This is a genomic window from Thauera sp. SWB20 (assembly GCF_000831325.1).
GTDB classification, from domain to species: Bacteria; Pseudomonadota; Gammaproteobacteria; order Burkholderiales; family Rhodocyclaceae; genus Thauera; species Thauera aminoaromatica.
In genome coordinates this window covers 771,623-796,500 of record NZ_JTDM01000021.1, presented here as the reverse complement: position 1 = coordinate 796,500, position 24,878 = coordinate 771,623, and the positions used below count along the sequence as shown (strand labels likewise).

The 24,878-nt window shown below is 67.7% G+C and carries 23 protein-coding genes; 15 read left to right on the top strand and 8 right to left on the bottom strand.

The features are described 5' to 3' along the window. Positions 1-20 precede the first annotated feature (20 nt). From PO78_RS20945 to PO78_RS20895, 11 genes are read left to right on the top strand one after another with little or no spacing between them, the layout of a single operon-like run. Positions 21-638, top strand: a complete 618-nt coding sequence (locus tag PO78_RS20945; RefSeq protein WP_043746647.1) for a CbiQ family ECF transporter T component — start codon at positions 21-23, stop codon at positions 636-638. Then, positions 635-1,432, top strand: a complete 798-nt coding sequence (truA, locus tag PO78_RS20940; protein WP_043746644.1) for a tRNA pseudouridine(38-40) synthase TruA — start codon at positions 635-637, stop codon at positions 1,430-1,432. Before PO78_RS20945 ends, truA begins: the two co-directional genes overlap by 4 nt. Next, complete coding sequence (locus PO78_RS20935) at positions 1,433-2,056, top strand: phosphoribosylanthranilate isomerase (RefSeq protein WP_043746640.1); 624 nt, start codon at positions 1,433-1,435, stop codon at positions 2,054-2,056. Further along, entirely contained in the window at positions 2,043-3,254 is a 1,212-nt protein-coding gene (trpB, locus tag PO78_RS20930; protein ID WP_004323339.1) for a tryptophan synthase subunit beta, read from the top strand. Before PO78_RS20935 ends, trpB begins: the two co-directional genes overlap by 14 nt. Before the next feature lie 55 nt (positions 3,255-3,309). Then, entirely contained in the window at positions 3,310-4,131 is an 822-nt protein-coding gene (trpA, locus tag PO78_RS20925; RefSeq protein ID WP_004323341.1) for a tryptophan synthase subunit alpha, read from the top strand. Beyond that, positions 4,128-5,003 (top strand): acetyl-CoA carboxylase, carboxyltransferase subunit beta, encoded by an 876-nt coding sequence (gene accD, locus PO78_RS20920; RefSeq protein ID WP_004323343.1) that lies wholly within the window; start codon positions 4,128-4,130, stop codon positions 5,001-5,003. Before trpA ends, accD begins: the two co-directional genes overlap by 4 nt. Continuing rightward, positions 5,003-6,316, top strand: coding sequence for a bifunctional tetrahydrofolate synthase/dihydrofolate synthase (gene folC, locus PO78_RS20915; protein WP_004323345.1), 1,314 nt, complete (start codon positions 5,003-5,005; stop codon positions 6,314-6,316). Before accD ends, folC begins: the two co-directional genes overlap by 1 nt. Before the next feature lie 9 nt (positions 6,317-6,325). Further along, complete coding sequence (locus PO78_RS20910; protein WP_043746976.1) at positions 6,326-7,018, top strand: SPOR domain-containing protein; 693 nt, start codon at positions 6,326-6,328, stop codon at positions 7,016-7,018. 11 nt (positions 7,019-7,029) lie between these two features. Further along, the gene (locus PO78_RS20905) at positions 7,030-7,521 is read left to right on the top strand and encodes a CvpA family protein (RefSeq protein ID WP_004322207.1); all 492 of its coding nucleotides are present in this window, start codon (positions 7,030-7,032) and stop codon (positions 7,519-7,521) included. Between the two features lie 10 nt (positions 7,522-7,531). After that, on the top strand, positions 7,532-9,067 hold the full coding sequence (purF, locus tag PO78_RS20900; protein WP_004322209.1) for an amidophosphoribosyltransferase: 1,536 nt from the start codon (positions 7,532-7,534) through the stop codon (positions 9,065-9,067). A gap of 33 nt (positions 9,068-9,100) precedes the next feature. Continuing rightward, positions 9,101-10,285, top strand: coding sequence for an O-succinylhomoserine sulfhydrylase (locus PO78_RS20895; RefSeq protein ID WP_043746636.1), 1,185 nt, complete (start codon positions 9,101-9,103; stop codon positions 10,283-10,285). A gap of 312 nt (positions 10,286-10,597) precedes the next feature. Here the strand turns inward: PO78_RS20895 and PO78_RS20890 are convergent, their stop codons facing one another. Further along, the gene (locus PO78_RS20890; protein WP_043746633.1) at positions 10,598-11,167 is read right to left on the bottom strand and encodes a Uma2 family endonuclease; all 570 of its coding nucleotides are present in this window, start codon (positions 11,165-11,167) and stop codon (positions 10,598-10,600) included. A gap of 151 nt (positions 11,168-11,318) precedes the next feature. On the opposite strand from PO78_RS20890, the gene PO78_RS20885 reads away from it, so the two are divergent. Both PO78_RS20885 and PO78_RS20880 read left to right on the top strand, forming a co-directional pair. After that, a complete protein-coding gene (locus PO78_RS20885; RefSeq protein WP_043746630.1) occupies positions 11,319-12,038 on the top strand; it encodes an aspartate/glutamate racemase family protein in 720 nt (239 codons plus the stop codon). Between the two features lie 276 nt (positions 12,039-12,314). Then, positions 12,315-15,314 carry a KAP family NTPase gene (locus PO78_RS20880; protein ID WP_043746627.1) on the top strand — a complete coding sequence of 1,000 codons (3,000 nt, stop codon included), beginning with the start codon at positions 12,315-12,317 and terminating at the stop codon, positions 15,312-15,314. Positions 15,315-15,682: 368 nt separating this feature from the next. Here PO78_RS20880 and PO78_RS20875 read toward each other — a convergent pair whose 3' ends face one another. The 4 genes from PO78_RS20875 to PO78_RS20860 form a co-directional block, all read right to left on the bottom strand. Next, positions 15,683-16,093, bottom strand: coding sequence for a DUF4332 domain-containing protein (locus tag PO78_RS20875; RefSeq protein WP_043746624.1), 411 nt, complete (start codon positions 16,091-16,093; stop codon positions 15,683-15,685). Positions 16,094-16,212: 119 nt separating this feature from the next. Beyond that, a complete protein-coding gene (locus PO78_RS20870; protein WP_043746974.1) occupies positions 16,213-16,998 on the bottom strand; it encodes a UDP-2,3-diacylglucosamine diphosphatase in 786 nt (261 codons plus the stop codon). Between the two features lie 68 nt (positions 16,999-17,066). After that, positions 17,067-17,561: a peptidylprolyl isomerase gene (locus PO78_RS20865; RefSeq protein ID WP_043746621.1), complete on the bottom strand. Its 495-nt coding sequence runs from the start codon at positions 17,559-17,561 to the stop codon at positions 17,067-17,069. 81 nt (positions 17,562-17,642) lie between these two features. Continuing rightward, a complete protein-coding gene (locus tag PO78_RS20860) occupies positions 17,643-18,230 on the bottom strand; it encodes a peptidylprolyl isomerase (RefSeq protein ID WP_004322221.1) in 588 nt (195 codons plus the stop codon). 291 nt (positions 18,231-18,521) lie between these two features. Between PO78_RS20860 and cysS the strand changes: the two genes are divergently transcribed. After that, positions 18,522-19,907 (top strand): cysteine--tRNA ligase, encoded by a 1,386-nt coding sequence (cysS, locus tag PO78_RS20855; protein WP_012585797.1) that lies wholly within the window; start codon positions 18,522-18,524, stop codon positions 19,905-19,907. Positions 19,908-20,048: 141 nt separating this feature from the next. After that, a complete protein-coding gene (locus PO78_RS20850) occupies positions 20,049-20,474 on the top strand; it encodes a hypothetical protein (protein WP_004328313.1) in 426 nt (141 codons plus the stop codon). 402 nt (positions 20,475-20,876) lie between these two features. Here the strand turns inward: PO78_RS20850 and dnaJ are convergent, their stop codons facing one another. From dnaJ to grpE, 3 genes are all read right to left on the bottom strand, one after another. After that, complete coding sequence (gene dnaJ / locus PO78_RS20845) at positions 20,877-22,001, bottom strand: molecular chaperone DnaJ (RefSeq protein ID WP_004298989.1); 1,125 nt, start codon at positions 21,999-22,001, stop codon at positions 20,877-20,879. Positions 22,002-22,097: 96 nt separating this feature from the next. Beyond that, positions 22,098-24,044 (bottom strand): molecular chaperone DnaK, encoded by a 1,947-nt coding sequence (dnaK, locus tag PO78_RS20840; RefSeq protein ID WP_043746618.1) that lies wholly within the window; start codon positions 24,042-24,044, stop codon positions 22,098-22,100. A gap of 116 nt (positions 24,045-24,160) precedes the next feature. Next, positions 24,161-24,784 carry a nucleotide exchange factor GrpE gene (gene grpE / locus PO78_RS20835; RefSeq protein ID WP_004298995.1) on the bottom strand — a complete coding sequence of 208 codons (624 nt, stop codon included), beginning with the start codon at positions 24,782-24,784 and terminating at the stop codon, positions 24,161-24,163. Positions 24,785-24,878 lie beyond the last annotated feature (94 nt).

Sequence of the window (24,878 nt, the reverse complement as noted above, 5' to 3'; positions counted from 1 at the left end):
GCGGCCTTTTCCGTTTACCGATGCACTCCGGCCTTGTCCTGCTCCTCTGGCTCGCGGCGGTCGCCGCCGTCCAGCTCCTGCCGTCCGCTGCGCTCGGCGTCGCGGTCGCGGCCTGTGCGCTCGCGGCCGCCGTCTTCGCGCGCGCGCGCACCTGGCGCCTCGTGCGGCGGATCCGCGTGCTGCTGATCGCGATCGCCATCCTCTTCGCCTGGTTCACCCCGGGCGAGGCGGTGCTGCTCGACTGGCCGCGCCTGGGGCCGACACGCGAGGGGCTTGCGCTCGCGGCGCTGCATGCCGGGCGGCTGCTCGCCGTGGTGTGCGCGGTCGGCATCCTGCTCGAGCGCCTGCCGCTCGCGCGCCTGGTCGGTGGCCTGTACGCGCTGTCGCGCCCGCTGCGCCTGGTCGGCGTGGCGCCCGAACGCCTCGCCCTGCGCCTCTTGCTGGTGCTGCGCTACGTCGAGGCCTCGCCGCGCGGGCAGGGGCCGGCCGACTGGCGACACTGGCTGGCAGACGAGTCTCCGTCCGACGCGGCCGCCGAAGCGGCGCCGGTGGTGCTGGCGCGCGAGCGCCTCGGACTGGGCGAGGGGCTGCTGGCGGGTGCGCTCTTCGGCGCGCTGCTGTGGTGGAGCCTGGCATGAGGCGCATCGTGCTCGGCCTCGAATACGCCGGCGACGCCTTCTGCGGCTGGCAGAGCCAGGCCCATGGCCGCACCGTGCAGGACGTGCTCGAGCGCGCGCTCGCGCAGATCGCGGGCGAGCCGGTGCGCACCCACTGCGCCGGACGCACCGACACCGGCGTGCATGCGAGCGCGCAGGTGGCGCATTTCGACACCCGCGCCGTGCGCCCGGCCTCGGCCTGGGTGCGCGGTGTCAACGCGCTGCTGCCGCCGGCCGTGGTGGTGCGCTGGTCGACCGAGGTGGACGACGACTTCCACGCCCGCTTCCTGGCCTGCGAGCGGCAGTACCGCTACATCCTGCACAATGCGCCGACGCGGCCGGCGATGCTGGCCGGGCGGGTGGGCTGGTACCACCCGGCGCTCGACGTGGAGCGCATGGCCGCCGCCGCGCAGTGCCTGGTCGGCACCCACGACTTCTCCAGTTTTCGCGCTGCCGGCTGTCAGGCGAAGACTCCGGTGCGGGTGATGCACGAGGCCCGCGTGGTCCGCCAGGGCGAGTACCTGCTGTTCGATTTCCGCGCCAACGGCTTCCTCCACCACATGATCCGCAACCTGGTCGGCGCGCTGGTGTACGTCGGCAAGGGGCGTTATCCGGTGGCGTGGATGCGCGAGCTGCTCGAGGCCCGCGACCGCGCGCGCGCGGCGCCGACCTTCTCCCCGGACGGGCTCTACCTGTGCGGCGTGGCCTACCCGCCGCGCTGGTCGCTGCCGGGTGATGGGCGTATCATCGCGCTGCCCCAGCTACCCCTCGTCTGAATGTTCCGTACCCGAATCAAGATCTGCGGCCTGACCCGGTCGCAGGACGTGCGCGCGGCTGTGGATAGCGGTGCCGACGCGATCGGCTTCGTGTTCTACCCGCCCAGCCCGCGTGCGGTCTCCATAGAGCAGGCTGCCGAGCTCGTCGCGCTGCTGCCCCCCTTCGTCGTCTCGGTCGGCCTCTTCGTCAATCCCGCTCCCGGCGAGGTCGAGGCGGTACTCGCGCGCGTTCCGCTGCAACTTCTGCAGTTCCACGGTGACGAAAGCGAGTCCGACTGTGCCCGTCACGGGCGCGCGTGGATCAAGGCGGCGCGAATGCGGCCCGGGGTCGATCTGCTAGAATTCGCGGCTTCGTACCCGCGCGCGAGCGGCATCCTGGTCGACGCCTTCGTCGACGGCTATGGCGGCGGGGGCAGGACCTTCGACTGGACGCTGATCCCCGCAGGCTTCAAGCGTCCGCTCGTGCTTTCGGGCGGACTCGACGCGGACAACGTGGGCGACGCCGTGCGCCGCATCCGCCCGTGGGCGGTGGATGTGTCGAGCGGGGTCGAGAGTGCCAAGGGAATCAAGGACGCGGACATGATCGCCGCGTTCATCGCCGGAGTTCGACATGCAGATGGCTGACACGCCTTACCAGTTTCCCGACGCGAGCGGGCATTTCGGGCCCTACGGCGGCATCTTCGTCGCCGAAACCCTGATGCCGGCGCTCGCCGAGCTGCGCGAGGCCTACGCGGCCTGCCAGAACGATCCGGCGTTCGTCGCCGAGTTCGAGTACGAGCTCAAGCACTACGTCGGCCGCCCGAGCCCGATCTACCATGCCAAGCGCTGGTCGGAGCTCCTAGGCGGCGCGCAGATCTACCTCAAGCGCGAGGATCTCAACCACACCGGCGCGCACAAGGTGAACAACTGCATCGGCCAGGCCATGGTCGCCCGCCGCATGGGCAAGCCGCGCGTGATCGCCGAGACCGGTGCCGGCCAGCACGGTGTGGCCACCGCCACCGTGGCCGCACGCTACGGCATGGAGTGCGTGGTCTACATGGGTTCGGAAGACGTCAAGCGCCAGGCCGCCAACGTCTACCGCATGAAGCTGCTCGGCGCCACCGTGGTGCCGGTCGAGTCGGGCTCGAAGACGCTCAAGGATGCGCTCAACGAAGCCATGCGCGACTGGGTGACCAACGTCGCCGATACCTTCTACATCATCGGCACCGTCGCCGGCCCGCACCCGTATCCGATGATGGTGCGCGACTTCCAGTCGGTGATTGGCAAGGAATGCCTGGTGCAGATGCCCGACATGGTGGGCCGCCAGCCCGACTACGTGATCGCCTGCGTGGGCGGCGGCTCCAACGCGATGGGCATCTTCCATCCCTACATCGGCGTGCCGGGCGTCAGGCTTGTCGGCGTCGAAGCCGCCGGCGACGGCCTGGACACGGGGCGCCACTCGGCCTCGCTGACCGCCGGCCGCCCCGGTGTGCTGCACGGCAACCGCACCTACCTGCTGCAGGACGAGGACGGGCAGATCATCGAGACGCACTCGGTCTCCGCCGGACTCGACTACCCGGGCGTCGGTCCCGAGCACGCCTGGCTGAAGGACACCGCACGCGCCGAGTATGTCGGCATCACCGACGCCGAGGCGCTCGAGGCCTTCCACAAGCTGTGCCGGCTGGAGGGCATCATTCCGGCGCTCGAGTCCTCGCACGCGCTCGCCTACGCCGCCAAGCTGGCGCCCTCCCTGCCCAAGGACAAGATCCTGCTGGTCAACCTCTCCGGGCGCGGCGACAAGGACATGCACACCGTCGCCGAGCGCTCCGGCATCCAGTTCTGAACCTGAATCCGAACCTGAAGCGGGCCGCTGATGCGGCCCGCAGTGTGATCGAGACATGTCGAGAATCCAGACCGTTTTCCAGCGCCTCCAGGCCGATGGCCGCAAGGCGCTGATTCCCTTCGTCACCGCCGGCTTCCCGGCGCCCGCGCTCACCCTGCCGCTGATGAACGCGCTGGTCGAGGGCGGCGCCGACATCCTCGAGCTCGGCGTGCCCTTCTCCGACCCGATGGCCGACGGCCCCACCATCCAGCGCGCCTCCGAGCGCGCGCTCGCGCAGGGCATGAGCCTGCGCAAGGTGCTCGAGACCGTGCGCGCCTTCCGCGCCGCCAATGCCGATACCCCGGTGGTGCTGATGGGCTACGCCAACCCGATCGAGGCCATGGGCCAGGAGCGCTTCGTCGCTGCCGCGCATGAAGCCGGCGTCGATGGCGTGCTGGTGGTCGATTACCCGCCAGAGGAGTGCGTGAGCTTCGCCGCTACCGCCAAGGCCGGCGGCCTCGATCCCATCTTCCTGCTCGCGCCCACCTCGGGCGAGCAGCGCTTCGCCGATGTCGCGCGCGCCGGCAGCGGCTATATCTACTACGTCTCGCTCAAGGGCGTGACCGGCAGCGCCAAGCTCGACGTCGACGAGGTCGCCCGCCGCATTCCCGAGATCCGCGCCGCGGTCGGCATGCCGGTGGGCGTGGGCTTCGGCATCCGCGACGCCGAGAGCGCGCAGCGCATCGGCGCGGTGGCCGACGCGGTCGTGATCGGCAGCCGGATCATCGAGGAGATCGAGAACAACCCGGGTGACGAGGTGGCGCGTGTGCGCGACTTCATGCGCCCGATCCGCGCCGCGCTGGACGCGCTGGCGACGGGCAGGGGGGTACAGGCATGAGCTGGTTCGAGAAACTGATCCCGCCGCGCATCAAGCGCGGCGACTCGTCGCGCAGCAAGTCGATCCCGGAAGGGCTGTGGAGCAAGTGCGAGGGTTGCGAGTCGGTGCTCTACCGCTCCGACCTCGACAGCAACCTCGGCGTGTGCCCGAAGTGCGGCCATCACCATCGCCTGCGCGCTCGCCGTCGCCTCGACCAGCTGCTCGACCCCGAGGGCCGCGTCGAGATCGGCGCCGAGGTCACGCCGGTCGATGCGCTCAAGTTCAAGGACTCGCGCAAGTATCCCGATCGCCTGTCCGCGGCCGCTGCCGACACCGGCGAGGCCGACGCGATGGTGGTGATGCGCGGCGCGATCAAGACCGTCCCGGTGGTGGTCGCCTGCTTCGAGTTCGAATTCCTCGGCGGCTCGATGGGTTCGGTGGTCGGCGAGCGCTTCGTGCGCGGTGCGCGTGCGGCCTTCGAGGAGCGCCTGCCCTTCATCTGCATCACCGCCTCGGGCGGCGCGCGCATGCAGGAAGGCCTGCTCTCGCTGATGCAGATGGCCAAGACCACCGCCTCGATCACCCGCCTGGCCGAGCGCCGCCTGCCCTTCATCACCTTGCTGACCGACCCCACCATGGGCGGCGTGTCGGCGAGCTTTGCATTCATGGGCGACGTGGTCGTCGCCGAGCCCAACGCGCTGATCGGCTTCGCCGGCCCGCGCGTGATCGAGCAGACCGTGCGCGAGAAGCTGCCCGAAGGCTTCCAGCGCGCCGAGTTCCTGCTCGAGAAGGGCGCGATCGACCTGATCGTCGACCGTCGCGAGCTGCGCGACCGTCTCGCGGTGCTGCTCGCCATGCTCAACCGCCAGCCCGCGGACGTGGTCGTCGGGTGATGGCGGAGCAAGCCGCATCGCCCGCCAGCCTGGACGGCTGGCTCGCCCTGCTGGAGCAGCGCCACGGCCAGCGCGTCGAGCTCGGGCTCGAGCGCGTCGCCGCGGTGCGTGCGCGCATGCAGGCCGAGTCGGACGCCGTGGTGATCACCGTCGGCGGCACCAACGGCAAGGGCTCGTGCTGCGCCATGCTCGAAGGCATCCTGCTCGCCTCGGGCTACCGCGTGGGCTGCTACACCTCGCCCCACCTGCTGCGCTACAACGAGCGCGTGCGCATCGACGGCAGGGACGCCGACGACGCGGCCCTGGTGGCCGGATTCGCCGCCGTCGAGGCCGCCCGCGGCGACACCGCGCTGACCTATTTCGAGCACGGCACCCTGGCGGCCTGGCAGGTCTTCGCCGCGGCAGGGCTGGACGTGATCATCCTCGAGGTCGGCCTCGGCGGCCGGCTCGACGCGGTCAACGTGTTCGAGCCCGACTGCGCGCTGGTGACCAGCGTGGCCATGGACCACATGGACTACCTCGGCGACACGCGCGAGGCGATCGGCTTCGAGAAGGCGGGCATTTTCCGCGCCGGCCGTCCGGCCGTGTGCGGCGATCCGCAGCCGCCCGCGACCCTGGTCGAGCACGCCGCGGCGATCGGCGCGCAGCTGTGGATCAGCGGGCGCGACTTCGGCTTTGGCGGCGACCGTCAGCAGTGGGGCTACTGGCGCTACGCCCAGCCTGCGCGCGAGGGTGCGCTGGTGCGCCGTGGCGGGCTCGCCTATCCGGCGCTGCGCGGCGCCAACCAGCTGCTCAACGCCGCGGCGGTGATCACCGTGCTCGAGTGCCTGCGCGAGCGCATCCCGGTGTCGATGCAGCACGTGCGCCAGGGCCTCATGCTGGTCGAGCTGCCTGGCCGCTTCCAGGTGCAGCCGGGGCGCCCCTCGGTGGTGCTCGACGTCGCGCACAACCCGCAGGCCGCCGGCGTGCTCGCCGACAACCTCGGCAACATGGGCTTCTACCCCGAGACCTGGGCGGTGCTGGGCATGCTCGCCGACAAGGACGTGGCGGGCGTGGTGGGGCTCATGGCCGGCCGCGTCGACCACTGGCTGCTCGCCGACCTCCCCGGGCCGCGTGGCCTTTCCGCCGAAGCGCTCGCCGCGCAGGTGCGTGCGGTGAAGGAGGGCGCCGACATCCGCTGCTTCGCCACGCCGGCCGAGGCCTATGCTGCGGCGCAAAAGTTGGTCGCCGAGGATGATAGAATCGTCGTTTTCGGTTCTTTCCTGACGGTTTCGGATGTGCTCGCCGCGATCAAGGCGGCACGGCGCGGATGAGGTTTGGCGGTGACTGAGGCAGATTCCCTCGAGATCAAGAAGCGCGCGCGCCGTCGGCTGGTCGGCGCGATCGCGCTTGCCCTGCTGGCCGCGATCGTGCTGCCGATGATGATGGAAGAGGAGCCGAACCCCTCGATCGAGGACATCCGGGTCTCGATCCCCGATCGCGACAAGGCGGCCAGTCCGCGCCGCGGCGGCGCGCCCGAGAATGCGAGCGCGCCGGTCGCCGTCGCGGTGCCGGAGGACGACGAGGTGGTCGCGGCCGAGAAGCCTGCGACCGAGAAGGCACCGGCGGCGGGGGACAAGCCCGCTCCTGCCGCTTCCTCCGCGCCCGCAAAGCCCGCCACGCCACCCACGCAGCCCGCCGCGGCGATGCCGCAGCGCCCGCCTGCGCCGGTGGCGACCCCCGAGCCGCGCCGCCCCTCCGCCGACGAAGAGGCCCGCCTGCGCGCGCTCATCGAGGGCAAGGCCTCGCCCGCGCGTGGAGACAGCTACGTGCTGCAGATCGGTGCCTTCAGCGACGCCGTCAAGGCCGCCAGGCTGGTCGATGATCTGCGCGCGCGCGGCTTCCCGGCCTACACCGAGCGCGCCGGCAACGTGATGCGGGTGCGTGTCGGTCCGGTGGCCGGTCGCGCCGAGGCGGACGCCACCGCGGCCCGCCTCAAGGCCGCCGGACACCCGGCGGTCCTGCAGCCGCGCTGACTTCCCGGATCATGACCGTCTTCGACTACGTCTTTCTCGGCCTGCTCGCCTTCTCCGCGCTCATCGGCATGTGGCGCGGCCTGGTCAGCGAGGTCATGGCGGTGCTCGCGTGGGCGGCAGCGCTCTTCGCCGCGTGGCGCTATAACGAAGAAGCGGCCGGGGTCTTCACCGGCATGATCGTCGAGCCGATGTGGCGCCAGGTCGCGGGTGGTGCGCTGGTCGTGGTCGGGGTGCTGATCCTCGCCGCGTTGCTGCGTTACCTGTTGCGCGAGTTGCTGCGCGCCGCCGGGCTGGGCGCCACCGACCGCTTCTTCGGCGCGCTCTTCGGCATCGCGCGCGGGCTGGCGGTCGCCTTCGTGGTGGTGCTGATCGGCGGGCTCGCCGGCGTTTCCAAGGAGCCGTGGTGGCGCGACGCGCTGTTCGCGGCGCCGCTGGAGTCGGCGGTGATCGCCGCCAAACCCTGGCTGCCTGCAGAGGTAGCCGACAAGATTCGATTCAGATAGGCCTCAATCCATGTGCGGAATTCTCGGTGTCGTCGCCACCTCCCCGGTCAACCAACTGCTCTATGACGGCCTCCAGGTGTTGCAGCACCGCGGCCAGGACGCGGCGGGCATCGCCACCTCGGAGGGCGGGCGTTTCCACATGCACAAGGGCTCCGGCCTCGTGCGCGACGTGTTCCGCACGCGCAACATGCGCAATCTCCAGGGCAACTGGGGTATCGGCCATGTGCGCTACCCGACCGCGGGCTCGGCCTACAACGCCGCCGAGGCGCAGCCCTTCTACGTCAACTCGCCCTTCGGCCTGTTGCTGGCGCACAACGGCAACCTGACCAACTCGGAAGCGCTCAAGCGCGAGATGTTCCTGTCCGACCTGCGCCACATCAACACCAGCAGCGACTCCGAGGTGCTGCTCAACGTCTTCGCACACGAGCTGCAGGCTGCCTGCAAGGGGCTCAAGATCGACGAGGAGGCCATCTTCACCGCGGTCGCCGGCGTGCATCGGCGCTGCCGCGGCGCCTACGCGGTGGTGGTGATGATCGCCGGCTACGGTCTGCTCGCCTTCCGCGACCCTTACGGCATCCGCCCCCTGGTGATCGGCCGCAACGACTGCGAGGCCGGCACCGAGTGGCTGGTGGCCTCGGAGTCGGTGGCGGTGGACGTGCTCGGCTTCCGCCTGCTGCGCGACGTCGCGCCGGGCGAGGCGGTGCTGGTCGATACCGCCGGCCGCTTCCACAGCCGCCAGTGCGCCGCGCGCACGGTGCATGCGCCGTGCATGTTCGAGTTCGTCTACCTGGCACGGCCGGATTCGATCATCGATGGCGTGTCGGTGTACGAGTCGCGCATGAAGATGGGCGAGTTCCTCGCCGACAAGATGCGCCGCACCATGCCCAACGTGCACATCGACGTGGTGATCCCGATCCCCGACTCCAGCCGCCCCTCGGCGATGCAGATGGCCGACCGGCTCGACTTGCCCTTCCGCGAGGGCTTCGTCAAGAACCGCTACATCGGCCGCACCTTCATCATGCCCGGCCAGGCCACGCGCCGGAAGTCGGTACGCCAGAAGCTCAACACCATCCACCAGGAGTTCAAGGGCAAGAGCGTGCTGCTGGTCGACGACTCCATCGTGCGCGGCACGACCAGCAAGGAGATCGTCAACATGGCGCGCGAGGCGGGGGCCACCAAGGTCTATCTCGCCTCGGCCGCGCCGCCGGTGCGCTACGCCAACGTCTACGGCATCGACATGCCCACGCGCGGCGAGCTGATCGCCTCCGACCGCAGTGAAGAGGAGATCTGCCGCGAGATCGGCGCCGACGGCCTCATCTACCAGGACCTCGACGACCTCAAGGCCTCGGTGCGTGCGCTCAATCCCTCGCTGCAGTTCTTCGAGACCTCGTGTTTCGACGGCCACTACATCACCGGCGACATCACCGTCGAGTACCTCAACGGCGTCGAGAACCAGCGCAGCGAAGCCAAGCCGGGCAAGAACGACCAGGATGACGGGGACGATGGCCAGCTCGACCTGAACCTCGCCTCCGACGCCGAGCACTGAGCCGCCCCCAAGACGAAACCAAGCACGACCACGATGAACCGCCCCCTTCCGCCCGAGCTTCACCCCGACACCCTGGCCGTGCGCGCCGGCACCGAGCGCACGCAGTTCCGCGAGCACGGCGAGGCGATGTACCTCACCTCGAGCTTCGTCTTCGACAGCGCCGCGCAGGCCGCCGCCTGCTTCTCGGGCGAGGAGGAGGGCTACGTCTACGCGCGCTTCTCCAATCCCACCGTGACCGCGATGCAGAACCGGCTCGCCGCGCTCGAAGGCGGCGAGGCCTGCATCGCCACCGCGTCCGGCATGTCCGCGATCCTGTCGCTGGCGATGGCGACCATGCAGGCGGGCGACCACGTGGTGGCCTCCAACGGGCTGTTCGGCGCCACCCAGCAGCTCTTCGGCGGCATCCTGTCGAAGTTCGGCATCACCACCAGCTTCGTGCCGGCCACCGAGCTCGACGCCTGGCGCGCCGCGATCACGCCGCGCACCAGGCTCTTCTTCACCGAGACGCCCTCCAACCCGCTCACCGAGGTGATCGACATTGCCGGCGTGGCGGCGATCGCGCGCGCGGCGGGGGTGATCTTCGCGGTCGACAACTGCTTCTGCACGCCGGCGCTGCAGCGCCCGCTGGAGCTCGGCGCCGACGTCGTCGTGCATTCGGCCACCAAGTATCTCGACGGCCAGGGCAGGGTGCTCGGCGGCGCGGTGGTCGGCAGCAAGGCGATCACCGACGAAGTGTTCAAGTTCCTGCGCACCGCCGGGCCGACCCTGTCGCCGTTCAACGCCTGGGTGATCCTCAAGGGCCTGGAGACGCTGCGCATCCGCATGGAGGCGCAGTCGGCGAGTGCGCTCGAGCTGGCGCGCTGGCTCGAGGCCCAGCCGGGCGTGGCGCGGGTGTACTACCCCGGGCTGGAATCCCACCCCCAGCACGCGCTGGCCATGCGCCAGCAAAAGAGCGGCGGCGCCATCGTCAGCTTCGACGTGAAGGGCGGCCGCGAGGCGGCGTGGAAGGTGGTCGACGCCACCCGCCTGATCTCGATCACCGCCAATCTTGGCGACACCAAGAGCACCATCACCCACCCCGCGACCACCACCCACGGCCGCATCAGCGCCGAGGCGCGCGCCACCGCCGGCATCGGCGACGGCCTGCTGCGCATCGCCGTCGGTCTGGAAGACGTCGACGACCTCAAGGCCGACCTCGCCCGCGGCCTGGCGGGCTGACGCGCGTCCGTCGCAGATATCACACCGGCCTCTGCCCGAAGCGTTCGAGCCTCCTGCAGGCGCGACGCAAGTCGTATGGGTTCCTGTAGGAGCGACGCAAGTCGCGATGCGCGGCGCCGATGCGGATCGCCGTCATTTCAGCGCCCGATCGCGACTTGCGTCGCTCCCACGGAAAACCCGCCACAGCCCGGGCCTGTATGTAGGAGCGACGCAAGTCGCGATCCAGCGCGCATCCAAGCAAGACATCGCGCCGGAAAACGCCACCGGAACCATCCCTGGCCTGCCGCACTCGCGACCAAGCCTGCGTCGCCTTCAGGCCTCGCCGTCCAGATCCTCGAACGCCTCCGCCGGCGACAGCGTCATGTCCACGCTCTCCAGGCGCAGGGCGGGCCCGTCGCCTTCGCTCTCGAGCAGGATCCAGTGCCCGGCGTCGCGGCGGTACAGCTCCAGGCGGCGCGGCTCGACGTCGACCAGCAGATATTCCTGCAGATCCGCCAGCTTTCGATAAGCGGCGAACTTGATCCCGCGGTCGTAGGCGGCGGTGGAGTCCGACAACACCTCGACCACCAGCCGCGGATGCTCGATCGCGAGCTCGGCACGGCGGTCGCGCTCATCGCAGGTGACCATCACGTCCGGGTAGAAACAGGCGTCGGCATCGGCGACGAAGAGCTTCATGTCGGAAACGAAGGTGTCGCAGCGCGAGCCCTTGAGGTGCGCGCGCAGCTTGGCGTAGATGGCGCCCGCGGCCAGCGCATGCCCTCGCCTCACCCCCACCATCGCGAACACTTCGCCGGCCAGATACTCGTGCTTGTCCGGCTGCGCGGCCTCCCAGTCGAGGTAGGCCTGCCGATTCAGTGTCGCGGCTTCCTGTGCGGGTCCCATTGCGAAGCTCCCGTCGATGTCCCGCCATTGTGGGCGCGGAGGGCGGCGGCTTCAACGCCGCACGCGTGCAAGGCCGCGGATCTCCGGCCGCCGGTCGCCCCCGATCCCCATGGCATCATGTCTGCCCCACATCGTCCCGGACCCGCACCCCATGAAGACCATCGGCCTCCTCGGCGGCATGAGCTGGGAATCCACCGTGCCCTACTACCGCCAGATCAACGAAGCGGTGAAGGCCCGCCTTGGCGGCCTGCACTCGGCCAGGATCGTGCTGTACAGCGTCGACTTCGCCGAGATCGAGCGCCTGCAGCACGCCGGCGACTGGGACGCCGCCGGCGCCGTGCTCGCCGCGGCCGCGCAGGCGCTGGAGCGCGCCGGTGCCGACTTCATCGTGCTGTGCACCAACACCATGCACAAGGTGGCCCCCGCCATCGAGGCCGCGACGAACATCCCGCTGCTCCACATCGCCGACCCGACCGCCGCGGCCATCCGCCACGCCGGCCTGTCCCGCGTCGGCCTGCTCGGCACGCGCTTCACCATGGAGCAGGCCTTCTACCGCGGCCGGCTGGAGGAGCGCCACGGCATCGCGGTGCTCGTCCCCGCAGCGGACGACCGCGAGCGCGTGCATCGCGTGATCTACGAGGAGCTCTGTCTCGGCCGCGTCGAAGACGCCTCGCGCGCCGCCTACCGCACGGTGATGCGCCGCCTGGTCGAACGCGGCGCGCAAGGCATCATCCTCGGCTGCACCGAGATCTCGATGCTGGTGTCCGCGCAGGACGCGAACGTGCCGCTGTTCGACACCACCGCGATCCATGCGGCGGCGGCGGTGGAACTGGCGCTCGGGGAGCGGCAGGAGGGGGGCGCCGTGTCTTAGAGCTGGCGAACCCTGGGCGGTAGGGCGTGCGAGCAATGCGCACCGTGGCAATGGCGCGGGATTCGGCAGAACCGGAAACCTGTGGCTGGGTTCGGTTCGGCGTAGGGCTACTTATCGGCCAATCCTGCCTCTGGCGCCGACTCAGAGGAGCGGCCGGAGCCGCGCAGGTAGCCGACGTTAAGACGGTATGCCAGTTGCCTCGTGTAGAGTGTTGCCGTCGGCTGCAATGTCGTCGAATGCGCGAGGAAATCGCGCCGCACCACGGAGAAGAAATCGATGACCGCGACCAATCCAGCCATGAAAATGCCCGAGTTACTTGTTTTCGCCAGGTTGCTCGCCAGTGGCTTCGTAGGAGCCGAAGTTTGGCGGGTCGCCTTTTACCTAGGTGCGAATTTCGCACCGACATTGTCTGAAGTAGCCCCCTGGGCGCAGATTGTCGGGATACTGCTCGGGGTACTGTTATGTCTGACCTATGCAGTCAAGCGGAGCGCACACGTCGCCGCTGTGCAAATAGGTCGCAGTCTCCGCATCGATCTGCTGATTGCGGTCGGTATCGGCATCTGGACGAACGAGTTGGCCTCGCCCTGGCTAGCACGAGCACACGCGGCACTCAAGAATGCGGATCCTCATTGGGCGCCAGCGGTCTTCCTTCTTCTCTGCGCCGTGCTGTTGTCGCCACTGGTTCAACAATACTGGCCGAGGCCCAAAAGAACGCCTCCCCAGCTGTACTTCATTGCAGATGAGGAAATCGGAGACGAGAAAGAAGATTTGCTTGCGAGCAAGGCGCAAGCCAAGTCGTTCGCGGAGACTGTTCTCGCAAGCGGCGCCCATCCGGGGCTTGTTTTTGGGGTCGATGGACCGTGGGGGGTCGGCAAGACAAGCTTTATCAACCTCGCGGAGCGTTACTGGGCATGCGCAGAAGACAGGGCTATTGTTTGTCGATTCGAACCCCTTCGGTATGTATCAGAACCTGACCTTGCGGACCGCTTGATTCGCGACTTGTCCGCCGCAATTCAACGAAAGGTCTTCGCACCAGAGTTTCGGCCAGCGGCATCGCGGTACTCCCGACTGATAAAGGGAAAGGCCGACGTGTCGTTCCTTGGCTTCAAACTCTCTTTGGAACCGTCACAGGAGACCGTTGATGAACTGCTTGACGATATCGACGAGGTCCTCAGGCGGATCGGCCGTCGCGTGATCATCGTTATTGACGATCTGGATCGATTGGACGCGAAGACTACCAACAACGTTCTGTTCGCAACGCGACAGACGTTCAAGCTCTCTCAGGCTACCTACGTCCTCTGCTACGACACCGAGATACTTGCTGGAAACAAGGATGAGGGTTCGAGGGCGCGGGAGTTCCTTGAGAAGTTTGTGACAGTCAAGCTGAGCTTGTTTGTCGACAGCTCCAGCATTCGGGACTTCTTACGAAGGGACTGGCAACGCGCAGAAAGCCAACTGGGCTCGATTCCTTCCGACACCATGGTGAAGCTGGGCGCCGTACTCAACGAGTTGGCGGAAATTCTCGACGGTGACTTGGCGGCGAAGTACTTGCCCCTCGTGGGCGACCTGCGGAAGGTAAAGCGCTTCGTCAACGCCATGCTGCTCATGCAAATCGAGAAGAGCGACTTAGGCCGGACGGACTTCAACAAGCGCGACCTCATCAACCTCATGCTTTTGCATCTGCACTTCCCTGGATTGTTCAGGCGCATCTACGCCGAAGAGACCGAGGGACGTTGCGGGACCTTCTCGGTGCGTCGCGAATACGAAGAGCGGGGGTTCAAGTTCAAGAACTCGACTGAGTTCTCAACGCTGAAAGAACAACAACAGGGAGTTGCATGGTTCCTTTTGACACAGCTCTTTGACGTAACAACGCTGGAGCTCGGTGATCGAAACGATGTAGATGAGGCGGTCTGGGCGTCACGTGCTTGCTTCAACCAGGACTCCTTCAGGAATCTGGAGGGATACCTCAAGCTCATTGTTCGGTTCGCCACGCCTGAGCCGCAGGAGACATTTGTTCTGTACCAGGAAGCCGTGGAACGAGTTCGGAAGGGAGCGTTCATTGGCTCAGTTCTGACTTCGCCTGAATTTCGATTGGAACTAGGGGAGCACGCGCATGACCAGTTCTGGAGGGTGCTCGTCAATCAGTCTCATGATTTCACTCGCGCTGTCGCGGAGGATGCCATCGACACGCTTGTCGACTATCTGCCGCGTTACTCGGCGATCGAGAATGACGATCGGGGATTGCGGCAGAGGTCGATCTACTCCCTGCTGCGACTCTTGGATCGAGCTGGTTGGGGGAGGACATCGGGTCGTCGCCTCCCAAATACCGCAGAGAATGTCATAGAGATTGCATGGCGAATCTTCGGTGAACGTTCCTACGAAGGCAAAGGCTTACTTCAACGCCTTGCCGGCGACGATCGCGGCCCCCTCGGCTGGAACGATCTCATGTTATTCAGGCTCCAATGCTCCGCAGATCGTCAGGGACAGTTGCATAACCTGCATTCAGCGCTCATCGTCCATCAGGATAGCAGTGCTGCGACAAATGGTTTGGTCAGTAATCTCGCATTGATGGGAATGAGAAAACTGTCTCAGGAAGTCTTCGCACTGTTCAAGCGGACCTACATTGATCCTGAGCGTAACTTTTTTGCGGAAGTCAGTGATGCCCCAATTGAAGCGTTTCTCGGCAAAGTTTCATCTCAACTTTATCAGCAGGCCTCAAAGGACGATCCATCTGACCAAGGTGCCGCTTCGTATGCTCAGCGCGTTTCCTCGGCGCGCTCTGTCATCAAGTCCTTCGTGATCTTTCAGTTGAGCAATCAACTGCCTCCAAATGGGTCAGGTGTGGGCTGCGGGCATTACGACGAGAGTGGTGCTGGTGATGGAGGCGGCATAGCAAAGCTGATGAACGAATACGCGTTTGGCGTCTGCTTCAATCCCGACATTCACGAGAACAACGTCTTTCATTTCATTGACCACTGCCTGTCGCATTTGAGTAACTCTCTGTTTTCGGGCGGAGATGAAGAGGGCTTCTTTGCGTCCAAGGTTGAACTTTCGAGAGGTCTTGATCCGAAAGCGATGGGACGGTACTGGAGTCAGCACCAAGAGCTCATTCGCCAACGAGTCCTGCAAGTCGAAGAGCGGTACGTAGTCACACCCAACTACATAGCTTCGTATCGCGACGATCTGGCTGGAGTCTTCGCCGTACTTGATGGATTAGCCGGCGAAGCAACAGCGGTTGAGGCGGCGTCCGATCAGCTACCGATGGTTTCATCATAAGAAGGGTCGAACGGGCGCTGATCCCACATCACTGACTCGGAACGGATGGCGACAATGCGCCAACTTGCTGCCGTTCGATCGGAAAGTATTGGGTGACCGTTCAGGCCGATGAGTTCTCATTCAGCCCCCGCTCTTTTTGCCCGCTGTACCCGGAGCCCCGCCGAACCTCGGACGATCGATCCGCAATCCCGGATGAGTTCGCGCCACCAGTCCAGCCCGCCAACCATCCTGACAACGCAAGAGCCGACCCCGCCGTCCGCCGTGCGGTGGCGCGCAGCCGACACGCGCAGAAACGCAGTGCCGGCCTGAAGAAGCCCCGCTCGAGCAAGGGGCGGCCCGTCTCCGACGCCGCCCCCATCGAACCCTGATCAATACTCGAGCACGCGCGGCAGTTCCTTCGCCTGTTCGATCCACTTGGCGACGTCGGCCTCGGGCGGGACGCGGCGGGTGAGCTTCTTCTCCTCGTTGACCTGCGCGAGCGTCGCGGCCAGGTTGGCCGGGGCGCGGCGGGCGAGGGCGGGGACGGTGTCTACGCCGGCGGCCTCGAGGAGCTGGGCGTAGTCGGAGCCGACGCCGTGGATGCGGTAGAGGTCGGCCATGTTGGCGAACTTCAGTACCTGGGCGGCGGAGAGGCCGGTGGCTTCGGCCAGCCTGGCGCGTGCCGAGGGCGTGGTGCTCGCGGCGAGCAGGGCGTCGGTGTCCTTCACGCCGGCGTCGCGGAACTTCTTGCCAGTGACTTCGCCGATGCCTTCGATGTCTTCGATCTGGTAATTCGCCATCCTGCAGCCTCCTGTGGGCGTTGAACGAGTGGCCGGATCGCGGCGCCGGGGCGCTTCAAGGAGCGCCCGGCGCCGGTCCTGGCGATTCGATCTTAAGCCCGGAGTGCTGCAGCGGCGCGTTAAATCCGGACGGCATCGCCCGATTCGGGCGTGAAGTCGCGGCCGTCCCAGCGCAGCCAGCAGGCCTGGCCGCGCCAGTCGGGCAGCACGCGGCGGATGCAGTCGTGGCCGTCCACCCGGATGCGGTGGGTGTCGGGGCGGTGGGTGTGGCCGTGCACCAGCGTGGGGTAGCCGTGTTCGCGCAGCAGCGCGGCGACCGCGTCGGCGTTGACGTCCATGATCTCCATGGCTTTTTCGGCCTTGGCGGCCTCGCTCTTCTGGCGCAGGCCGGCGATGAAGGCCTTGCGCGCGGCCAGCGGCTGGGCGAGGAAGCCGGCCTGCCATGCGGGGTCGCGCACCTGGCGGCGGAAGGCCTGGTAGGCGAGGTCGTCGGTGCATAGCGCGTCGCCGTGGGCGAGCAGCAGGACGGGGGCGTCGGTAGCGTCTGCGTCGTCGCGATCGCCGCAGCGCACGCGCGCCGGGTCCTCGAGCAGGGTCGCGCCGATCGCCGCGGCGAAGGTCGGGCCGGCGAGCAGGTCGCGGTTGCCGGTCATGAAGAAGACCGCGGTGCCGGCGTCGGCGAGCTGACGGATCGCCGCGGCGATGCGGGCGTTGAAGGGGGTCTCGAGGTCGTCGTCGCCGGCCCAGTATTCGAACAGGTCGCCGAGGATGAAGAGGCTCGCGGCCGCGCGCGCCGGGCCGTGCAGGAAGTCGAGGAAGGCGGCGGCGTTGGCGGGCTCGTCCTCGGTCAGGTGGAGGTCGGAAATGAACAATGCCGGAAGCGCCGCGCGGGCGGCTTCCGGCATCGTGGCGGCGGCCCCGCCCGGCCGGGCCGGGGCGGAGGCGACTTGCGAAGGGTCGCGCGCGGGCACGATCAGACGACTTCGGCGCGCTCGATGATCACGTCTTCCTTCGGCACGTCCTGGTGGAAGCCGCTGGAGCCGGTCTTGACCTTGCGGATCGCGTCCACGACGTCCATGCCCTCGCTGACCTTGCCGAACACACAGTAGCCCCAGCCCTGCAGGTCGGGCGAGGTGTGGTTGAGGAAGGCGTTGTCGGCGACGTTGATGAAGAACTGCGCGGTGGCCGAGTGCGGGGCCTGGGTGCGCGCCATGGCGATGGTGCCGCGGTCGTTCTTGAGGCCGTTGTCGGCCTCGTTCTTGATCTGCTCGCCAGTGGCCTTCTGCTTCATGCCGGGCTCGAAGCCGCCGCCCTGGATCATGAAGCCGTCGATGACGCGGTGGAAGACGGTGTTGTCGTAGTGGCCGGCCTCGACGTAGGCGAGGAAGTTGGCCACGGTGACGGGGGCCTTCTCGGCGTCGAGTTCGAGGGTGATGACGCCGTGGTTGGTGTGCAGCTTGACTGCCATGGGGGTTCTCCTGGGGTGGGTCCGGTGTGGGCCCGGCAGCGTGGTCGCCGGGCAGGGGGGGTGTGGGTTCGCTTCGCGGGCTTACTTCGCAGGCTTCTTCGCCGGCGCGGCGGTGCCGACCACGCGCGCGCTCTCGACGACGATCGCCTCGACCGGGACGTTCTGGTGGAAGCCGCGGTTGGCGGTGGGCAGCTTGGCGATCTTGTCGACGACCTCCATGCCCTTGACGACCTTGCCGAACACCGCGTAGCCCCAGCCGTCGCGCGACGGGTAGTCGAGGAAGGTGTTGGGGACGAGGTTGATGAAGAACTGCGCGCTCGCCGAGTGCGGGTCGGAGGTGCGCGCCATCGCCAGGGTGCCGCGCTCGTTCTTGAGGCCGTTCTTGGCCTCGTTCTCGATCGGGGCGCGCGTGGCCTTCTGGTTCATGCTTGCGTCGAAGCCGCCGCCCTGCACCATGAAGCCGTCGATCACGCGGTGGAACACGGTGCCGTCGTAGAAGCCGTCCTTCACATACTGCACGAAGTTCTCGGCGGACTTGGGCGCCTTGTCGGCGAAGACCTCGACGACGATATCGCCCTGGCTGGTCTTGAGCTCGACCGTCGGGTTGGCGGCGAGCACCGGGAAGGCTAGGCTGGCCGCGGTGGCGAAGGCAAGCAGGTGTCGTTTCATGGGGACTCCTGGAATGGGGCGGAAGGATGGCCGCCGGGATGGCTGGAGAGCTGGCAGGACGCGGGCGCTCCGGGCAAGCCCGATGCGCGTGCCGCATGCGCTCCCGATGCACGCCGGGCGGCCGGGCCCGGGGAAGGGGGCGGAGGCTGCGTGCTATACTCGCGCGCTTGCGTGGGCCTGCCGAAGTCCGCCTCGAGCGCCGGATTCTAGCAACAAGCCCCCCCCCTCACAATCGAGCCGCCGCCCGCGTTCCGCCTGCGGCCGGCCTCCAGCAACGACCCGCCCGCACCGATGCTCTCCATCTACAACACCCTGTCGCGCAGCAAGGAAGCCTTCACGCCCATCGAACCCGGCAAGGTCCGCATGTACGTCTGCGGCATGACGGTGTACGACTTCTGCCACCTCGGCCATGCGCGCGTGATGGTGGTGTTCGACATGGTGGCGCGCTGGCTGCGCGCGAGCGGGCTGGACGTGACCTACGTGCGCAACATCACCGACATCGACGACAAGATCATCCGCCGCGCGCAGGAGAACGGCGAGAGCATCCGCCAGCTCACCGACCGCTTCATCGCCGCGATGCACGAGGACGCCGACGCGCTCGGCGTGCTGCGCCCCGACCACGAGCCGCGCGCCACCGACTACGTCGCGCAGATGCAGTCGCTGATCTCGCGCCTGGAGCAGAAGGGCCTGGCTTACGTGGCCGGCAACCGCGACGTGTGCTACGCGGTGCGCAAGTTCGACGGCTACGGCAAGCTGTCGGGCAAGTCGCTCGACGAGTTGCGCGCCGGCGAGCGTGTGGATGTAGCGCAGGACAAGAACGACCCGCTCGACTTCGTGTTGTGGAAGCACGCCAAGGTCGAGGAGCCGGGCGAGGTGAAGTGGGCCTCGCCCTGGGGCGAGGGCCGGCCGGGCTGGCACATCGAATGCTCGGCGATGAGCTCGGACCTGCTCGGCGACCACTTCGACATCCACGGCGGCGGCATGGACCTGCAGTTTCCGCACCACGAGAACGAGATCGCCCAGTCCGAAGGCGCGCACGGCCACGCCTTCGTCAACTATTGGATGCACAACGGCTTCGTGCGCGTCGACGACGAGAAGATGTCGAAGTCGCTCGGCAACTTCTTCACCATCCGCGAGGTGCTGCAGAAGTACGATCCGGAGGTGGTGCGCTTCTTCATCCTGCGCGCGCACTACCGCAGCGCGCTCAACTACTCCGACGCCCACCTCGAGGACGCCCGCAACGCGCTCACCCGCCTGTACACCGCGCTCAAGAACGTGCCGGTGGCCGGTGAGCCGGTGGTCGACTGGAGCGAGCCCTTCGCGCAGCGCCTGCGCGCGGCGATGGACGACGACTTCAACACCGCCGAAGCGGTGGCGGTACTGTTCGAGCTCGCCAACGAGGTCAACCGCAGCGCCGCGCCGGCGCTCGCCGCGCAACTGAAGGCGCTCGGCGGCGTGCTCGGCCTGTTGGGACGCGAACCGCAGGCCTTCCTGCAGGCGGGTGCGCCCGACGCGGACGGGCTGGACGCCGACGCGATCGAGGCGAAGATCGCCGAGCGCGCGGCCGCCAAGAAGGCGAAGAACTTCGCCGAGGCCGACCGCATCCGCGCAGAGCTGACCGAGGCCGGCGTGATCCTCGAGGACGGCCCCGGCGGCACCACCTGGCGCCGCGCCTGAGCCTGCAGCGGCCAGCGGGGCGACTGCGCTGGTCGGCATCAGCGCTGTGCTGTGGCGCAGGTCACCGCGGTATCGCCAGGCGCTGCCGTGGCTGGCCGAGTTGAATCCAAACGATCCGAACCCGTACAAGGAACCCCGCACATGATCATCACCGGCTTCCAGAGCCTGCTCGACGCCGCGCGCCAGCAACCCGAACCGCAGCGCCTGCTGCTCGTCTTCACCCGCGCCGAGCTGCCGGAGAAGGCCACCGCCGAGCAGCGCGCCAAGTTCGAGCAGGGCGAGGGCGGGGCGCTGGTTCCGGTGATGTATGTGGACAAGAAGCCCGACGAGCTGCAGAGCTTCGAGGAACTGGTCGAGGAGTCGCGCCACACCGGGCAGAGCTGGGACATGATGTTCGTCGGTTGCCTGAGCGGGCAGGGCGGGCGCGAGCCGAGCGACGATACGGTGCAGAAGGCGCTCGAGACCATGATCATGTCGATCCAGGGCGGCATCGTCGCCCACCTGCTGGCCTACCGCCCGAACGGCGAGCAGGTCTGGCTGCCCGACCAGGCCGAAGGGCTGGCCTGAGCCTCTCAGTCGCGCGGCGGTCGTTGGGCGGCTGAAATCGCGACTTGCGTCGCTCCTACGGGGGACGCATCGGGCGTTGGCCGGCGTGACGGTTTCTGTGGGAGCGACGCAAGTCGCGATCGACGTTGCGAGCCGCGACGTGCGGCGGCGGGCGTGACGGTTTCCGTGGGAGCGACGCAAGTCGCGATCGACGTCGCGAGCCGCGACGCGCGGCGGCGGGCGTGACGGTTTCCGTGGGAGCGACGCAAGTCGCGATCGACGTCGCGAGCCGCGACGCGCGGCGGCGGGCGTGACGGTTTCCGTGGGAGCGACGCAAGTCGCGATCGACGTTACGAGCCGCGACGCGCGGCGGCGGGCGCGAGGCGGCTGAAACCGGGCCCGCCCCGCGCCCGCGAACAGGTGTCAGCCGCCGAAGAAGTCCCGCACCTTGTCCATCCACCCCTGCGCCTTGGGGTTGTGGCGGGTGGCGTTGCCGCTGGCGCTCTCCTCGAACTCGCGCAGCAACTCCTTCTGACGCTCGGTCAGGTTCACCGGGGTCTCGACCACCACGTGGCACATCAGGTCGCCGTGCACGTGGCTGCGCACGTTCTTGATGCCCTTGCCGCGCAGCCGGAAGACCTTGCCGCTCTGCGTCTCCGCGGGGATCTTCAGCCGCGCCATGCCTTCCAGCGTCGGGATCTCGATCTCGCCGCCGAGCGCCGCGGTGGTGATGCTGATCGGCATCTCGCAGTGCAGGTCGTCGTGGTCGCGCTCGAACACCGCGTGCTTGCGGATGTGGATCTCGACGTAGAGGTCGCCCGGCGGGCCGCCGTTGAGGCCGGGCTCGCCGTGGCCGGCGTGGCGCAGGCGCATGCCGTCGTCGATGCCGGCGGGGATCTTCACCTCGAGCGTCTTCTGCTTCTTGGTGCGGCCGGCGCCGCCGCAGTCGCGGCACGGGTCGGGGATGATCTTGCCGCTGCCGTGGCACTTCGGGCAGGTCTGCTGGATCGAGAAGAAGCCTTGCTGCACGCGCACCTGGCCGTGGCCCTGGCAGGTGGGGCAGGGCTTGGGATGGGTGCCGGGCTTGGCGCCGCTGCCGTGGCAGGTGCCGCACTCCTCGACGGTGGGGATGCGGATCGTCTTCTCGGCGCCGCGCGCGGCCTCTTCCAGGGTGATCTCGAGGTTGTAGCGCAGGTCGGCGCCGCGATAGACGTTCGAGCGCCCGCCGCGTCCGCCGCCCCCGAAGAGGTCGCCGAAGATGTCGCCGAAGGCGTCGGCGAAGCCGTCGAAGCCCTGCGCGCCGGGGCCCGCGCCCATCGACGGATCGACGCCGGCGTGGCCGTAGCGGTCGTAGGCAGCCTTCTTCTGCGGGTCGGAGAGCATCTCGTAGGCCTCCTTGGCCTCCTTGAACTTCTCCTCGGCTTCCTTGTTGTCCGGATTGCGGTCCGGATGAAACTTCATGGCCAGCTTGCGGTAGGCCTTCTTGATCTCGTCGTCGCCAGCGTCGCGGTTGACGCCCAGGACTTCGTAGTAATCGCGTTTGGACATGGTGCTGCGCTCAGTCTGGTCTCAAGCAAAGGCCGAGCCGGCACCGGAGCAGGGCTCCGGCGGGGCTCGGCCGCGAAGGATTCGCCAGAACGACGATTACTTCTTGTCCTTCACTTCGGTGAATTCGGCATCCACCACGTCGGCGTCGTCGGCCTTGCCGCCGGCCTGCTGGCCGCCCGCTCCCGCACTCGCGCCGGCACCTGGCTGGGCGCCGCCTTCGGCCTGGGCCTGGGCGTACATGTGCTCGCCGAGCTTCTGCGCGGCCATCGCCAGGGCCTGGCTCTTGGCTTCGATGCTGTCCTTGTCGCCGCTCTTGATGGCCTCTTCGGCCTCCTTCATCGCGGCTTCGATCTTGGACTTCTCGTCGTCGGAGAGCTTGTCGCCGTACTCGGTCAGTGCCTTCTTGGTCGAGTGGATCAGCGCGTCGCACTGGTTGCGCGCGTCGACCAGCTCGTGGGCCTTCTTGTCTTCCTCGGCGTGCGCCTCGGCGTCGCGCACCATGCGCTGGACTTCCTCGTCCGACAGGCCGGAGTTGGCCTGGATCTTGATCTTGTTCTCCTTGCCGGTGGCCTTGTCCTTGGCCGACACGTGCAGGATGCCGTTGGCGTCGATGTCGAAGGTGACCTCGATCTGCGGCATGCCGCGCGGCGCCGGCGGGATGTCCGACAGATTGAACTGGCCCAGGCTCTTGTTGCCCGAGGCCATCTCGCGCTCGCCCTGCAGGACGTGGATGGTCACGGCCGACTGGTTGTCGTCGGCGGTCGAGAAGACCTGGCTGGCCTTGGTCGGGATCGTGGTGTTCTTCTGGATCAGCTTGGTCATCACGCCGCCCAGGGTCTCGATGCCGAGCGACAGCGGGGTGACGTCGAGCAGCAGCACGTCCTTGACCTCGCCCTGCAGCACGCCGCCCTGGATGGAGGCGCCCACCGCCACGGCCTCGTCCGGGTTGACGTCACGGCGCGGCTCCTTGGCGAAGAACTCCTTCACGCGGTCGATGACCTTGGGCATGCGGGTCTGGCCGCCGACCAGGATCACGTCGTCGATGTCCGAGACCTTGAGGCCGGCGTCCTTGAGCGCGATGCGGCAGGGCTCGATCGAGCGCTCGATCAGGTCTTCCACCAGCGACTCGAACTTGGCGCGGGTGATCTTGATCGCGAGGTGCTTTGGGCCCGAGGCGTCGGCGGTGATGTAGGGCAGGTTGATCTCGGTCTGCTGGCCGGAGGACAGCTCGATCTTGGCCTTCTCGGCGGCTTCCTTCAGGCGCTGCAGTGCGAGCACGTCGTTCTTGAGATCGACGCCCTGTTCCTTTTTGAACTCGGTGACGATGTAGTCGATGATGCGCTGGTCGAAGTCCTCGCCACCCAGGAAGGTGTCGCCGTTGGTCGCCAGCACCTCGAACTGGTGCTCGCCGTCGAGGTCGGCGATCTCGATGATCGAGATGTCGAAGGTGCCGCCGCCGAGGTCATACACCGCGATCTTGGAGTCGCCCGGCTTCTTGTCCATGCCGAAGGCGAGCGCGGCCGCGGTGGGCTCGTTGATGATGCGCTTGACTTCCAGGCCGGCGATGCGGCCGGCGTCCTTGGTGGCCTGACGCTGGCTGTCGTTGAAGTAGGCCGGCACGGTGATGACCGCTTCGGTGACTTCCTCGCCGAGGTAGTCCTCGGCGGTCTTCTTCATCTTGCGCAGGATCTCGGCGGAGACCTGCGGCGGCGCGATCTTCTTGCCGCGCACTTCCACCCAGGCGTCGCCGTTGTCGGCCTTGGTGATGGTGAAGGGCATCAGGTCGATGTCCTTCTGCACTTCCTTCTCCTGGAAGCGACGGCCGATCAGGCGCTTGATCGCGAACAGGGTGTTCTTGGCGTTGGTGACCGCCTGGCGCTTGGCCGGCGCGCCGACCAGGATCTCGCCGTCTTCGGCGTAGGCGACCACCGAGGGGGTGGTGCGCGCGCCTTCGGAGTTCTCGATGACCTTCGGCTTGCCGCCTTCCATCACGGAGACGCAGCTGTTGGTGGTGCCGAGGTCGATACCGATGATCTTGCCCATGAGAGTTCCTTTTTCGTCTGGATTCGGGTGGCGCGGCCTGTGGCGCGCCGGTCTGGTTCGAATATGGGGCGGGCGGACGCGCTTTCAAGCGCGCCGCGCGAATTTGCCTGCGGGGGTTACTGGGCCTTGCCCTTGGAGACCATCACCATCGCCGGGCGGATGACGCGCTCGCTGAGCAGGTAGCCCTTCTGCAGCACGGTGACGACGGTGTTGGGCTCGGCATCGGCCTCGACCATGCTGATCGCCTGGTGCTTGTTGGGGTCGAACTTCTGCCCGAGCGGGTTCTCCTCGGCGAGCTTGGCGCCCTCGAACGCGGAGATCAGCTGCCGGAGGGTGAGCTCCACGCCCTCGCGCATCTTCTCGACGGTCTGGTTCTCGGTGGCGAGCGCGGCCTCCAGGCTGTCCTTGACCGGCAGCATCGCGGTGGCGAACTTCTCGGCGGCGAATTTGGAGGCCTTGGCGATGTCGTCCTGCGCGCGTCGGCGCAGGTTTTCGGTCTCGGCCTTGGCGCGCAGCCAGGCGTCGTGGTGCTCGGCGGCCTTCAGCTCGGCCTGGCGCAGCGCCTCCTCGAGGCTCGGCATGCTGTCGATGCCGTTCTCCGGCGCGGTGTCCGCCGCCGCAGCGGCGGCCTGGAGGTCGAGCTCCGGGCCTCGCTGCGCGGGCTGCTGCGCGCCGCCCTGCGCGGCCTGTTCCGCCGGCTGGTCGGTGGGGTTCTGGCTGGCCTGGTTCGGGTCCTGCATGTCGGTTGGCTCCGTGTTGGAATGCGAAACAGCCGGGTACTTGGGGACGGTCTGCGCGAGTTCAAGAGGCGCGGCGGAAAAATGTCCGACGGGC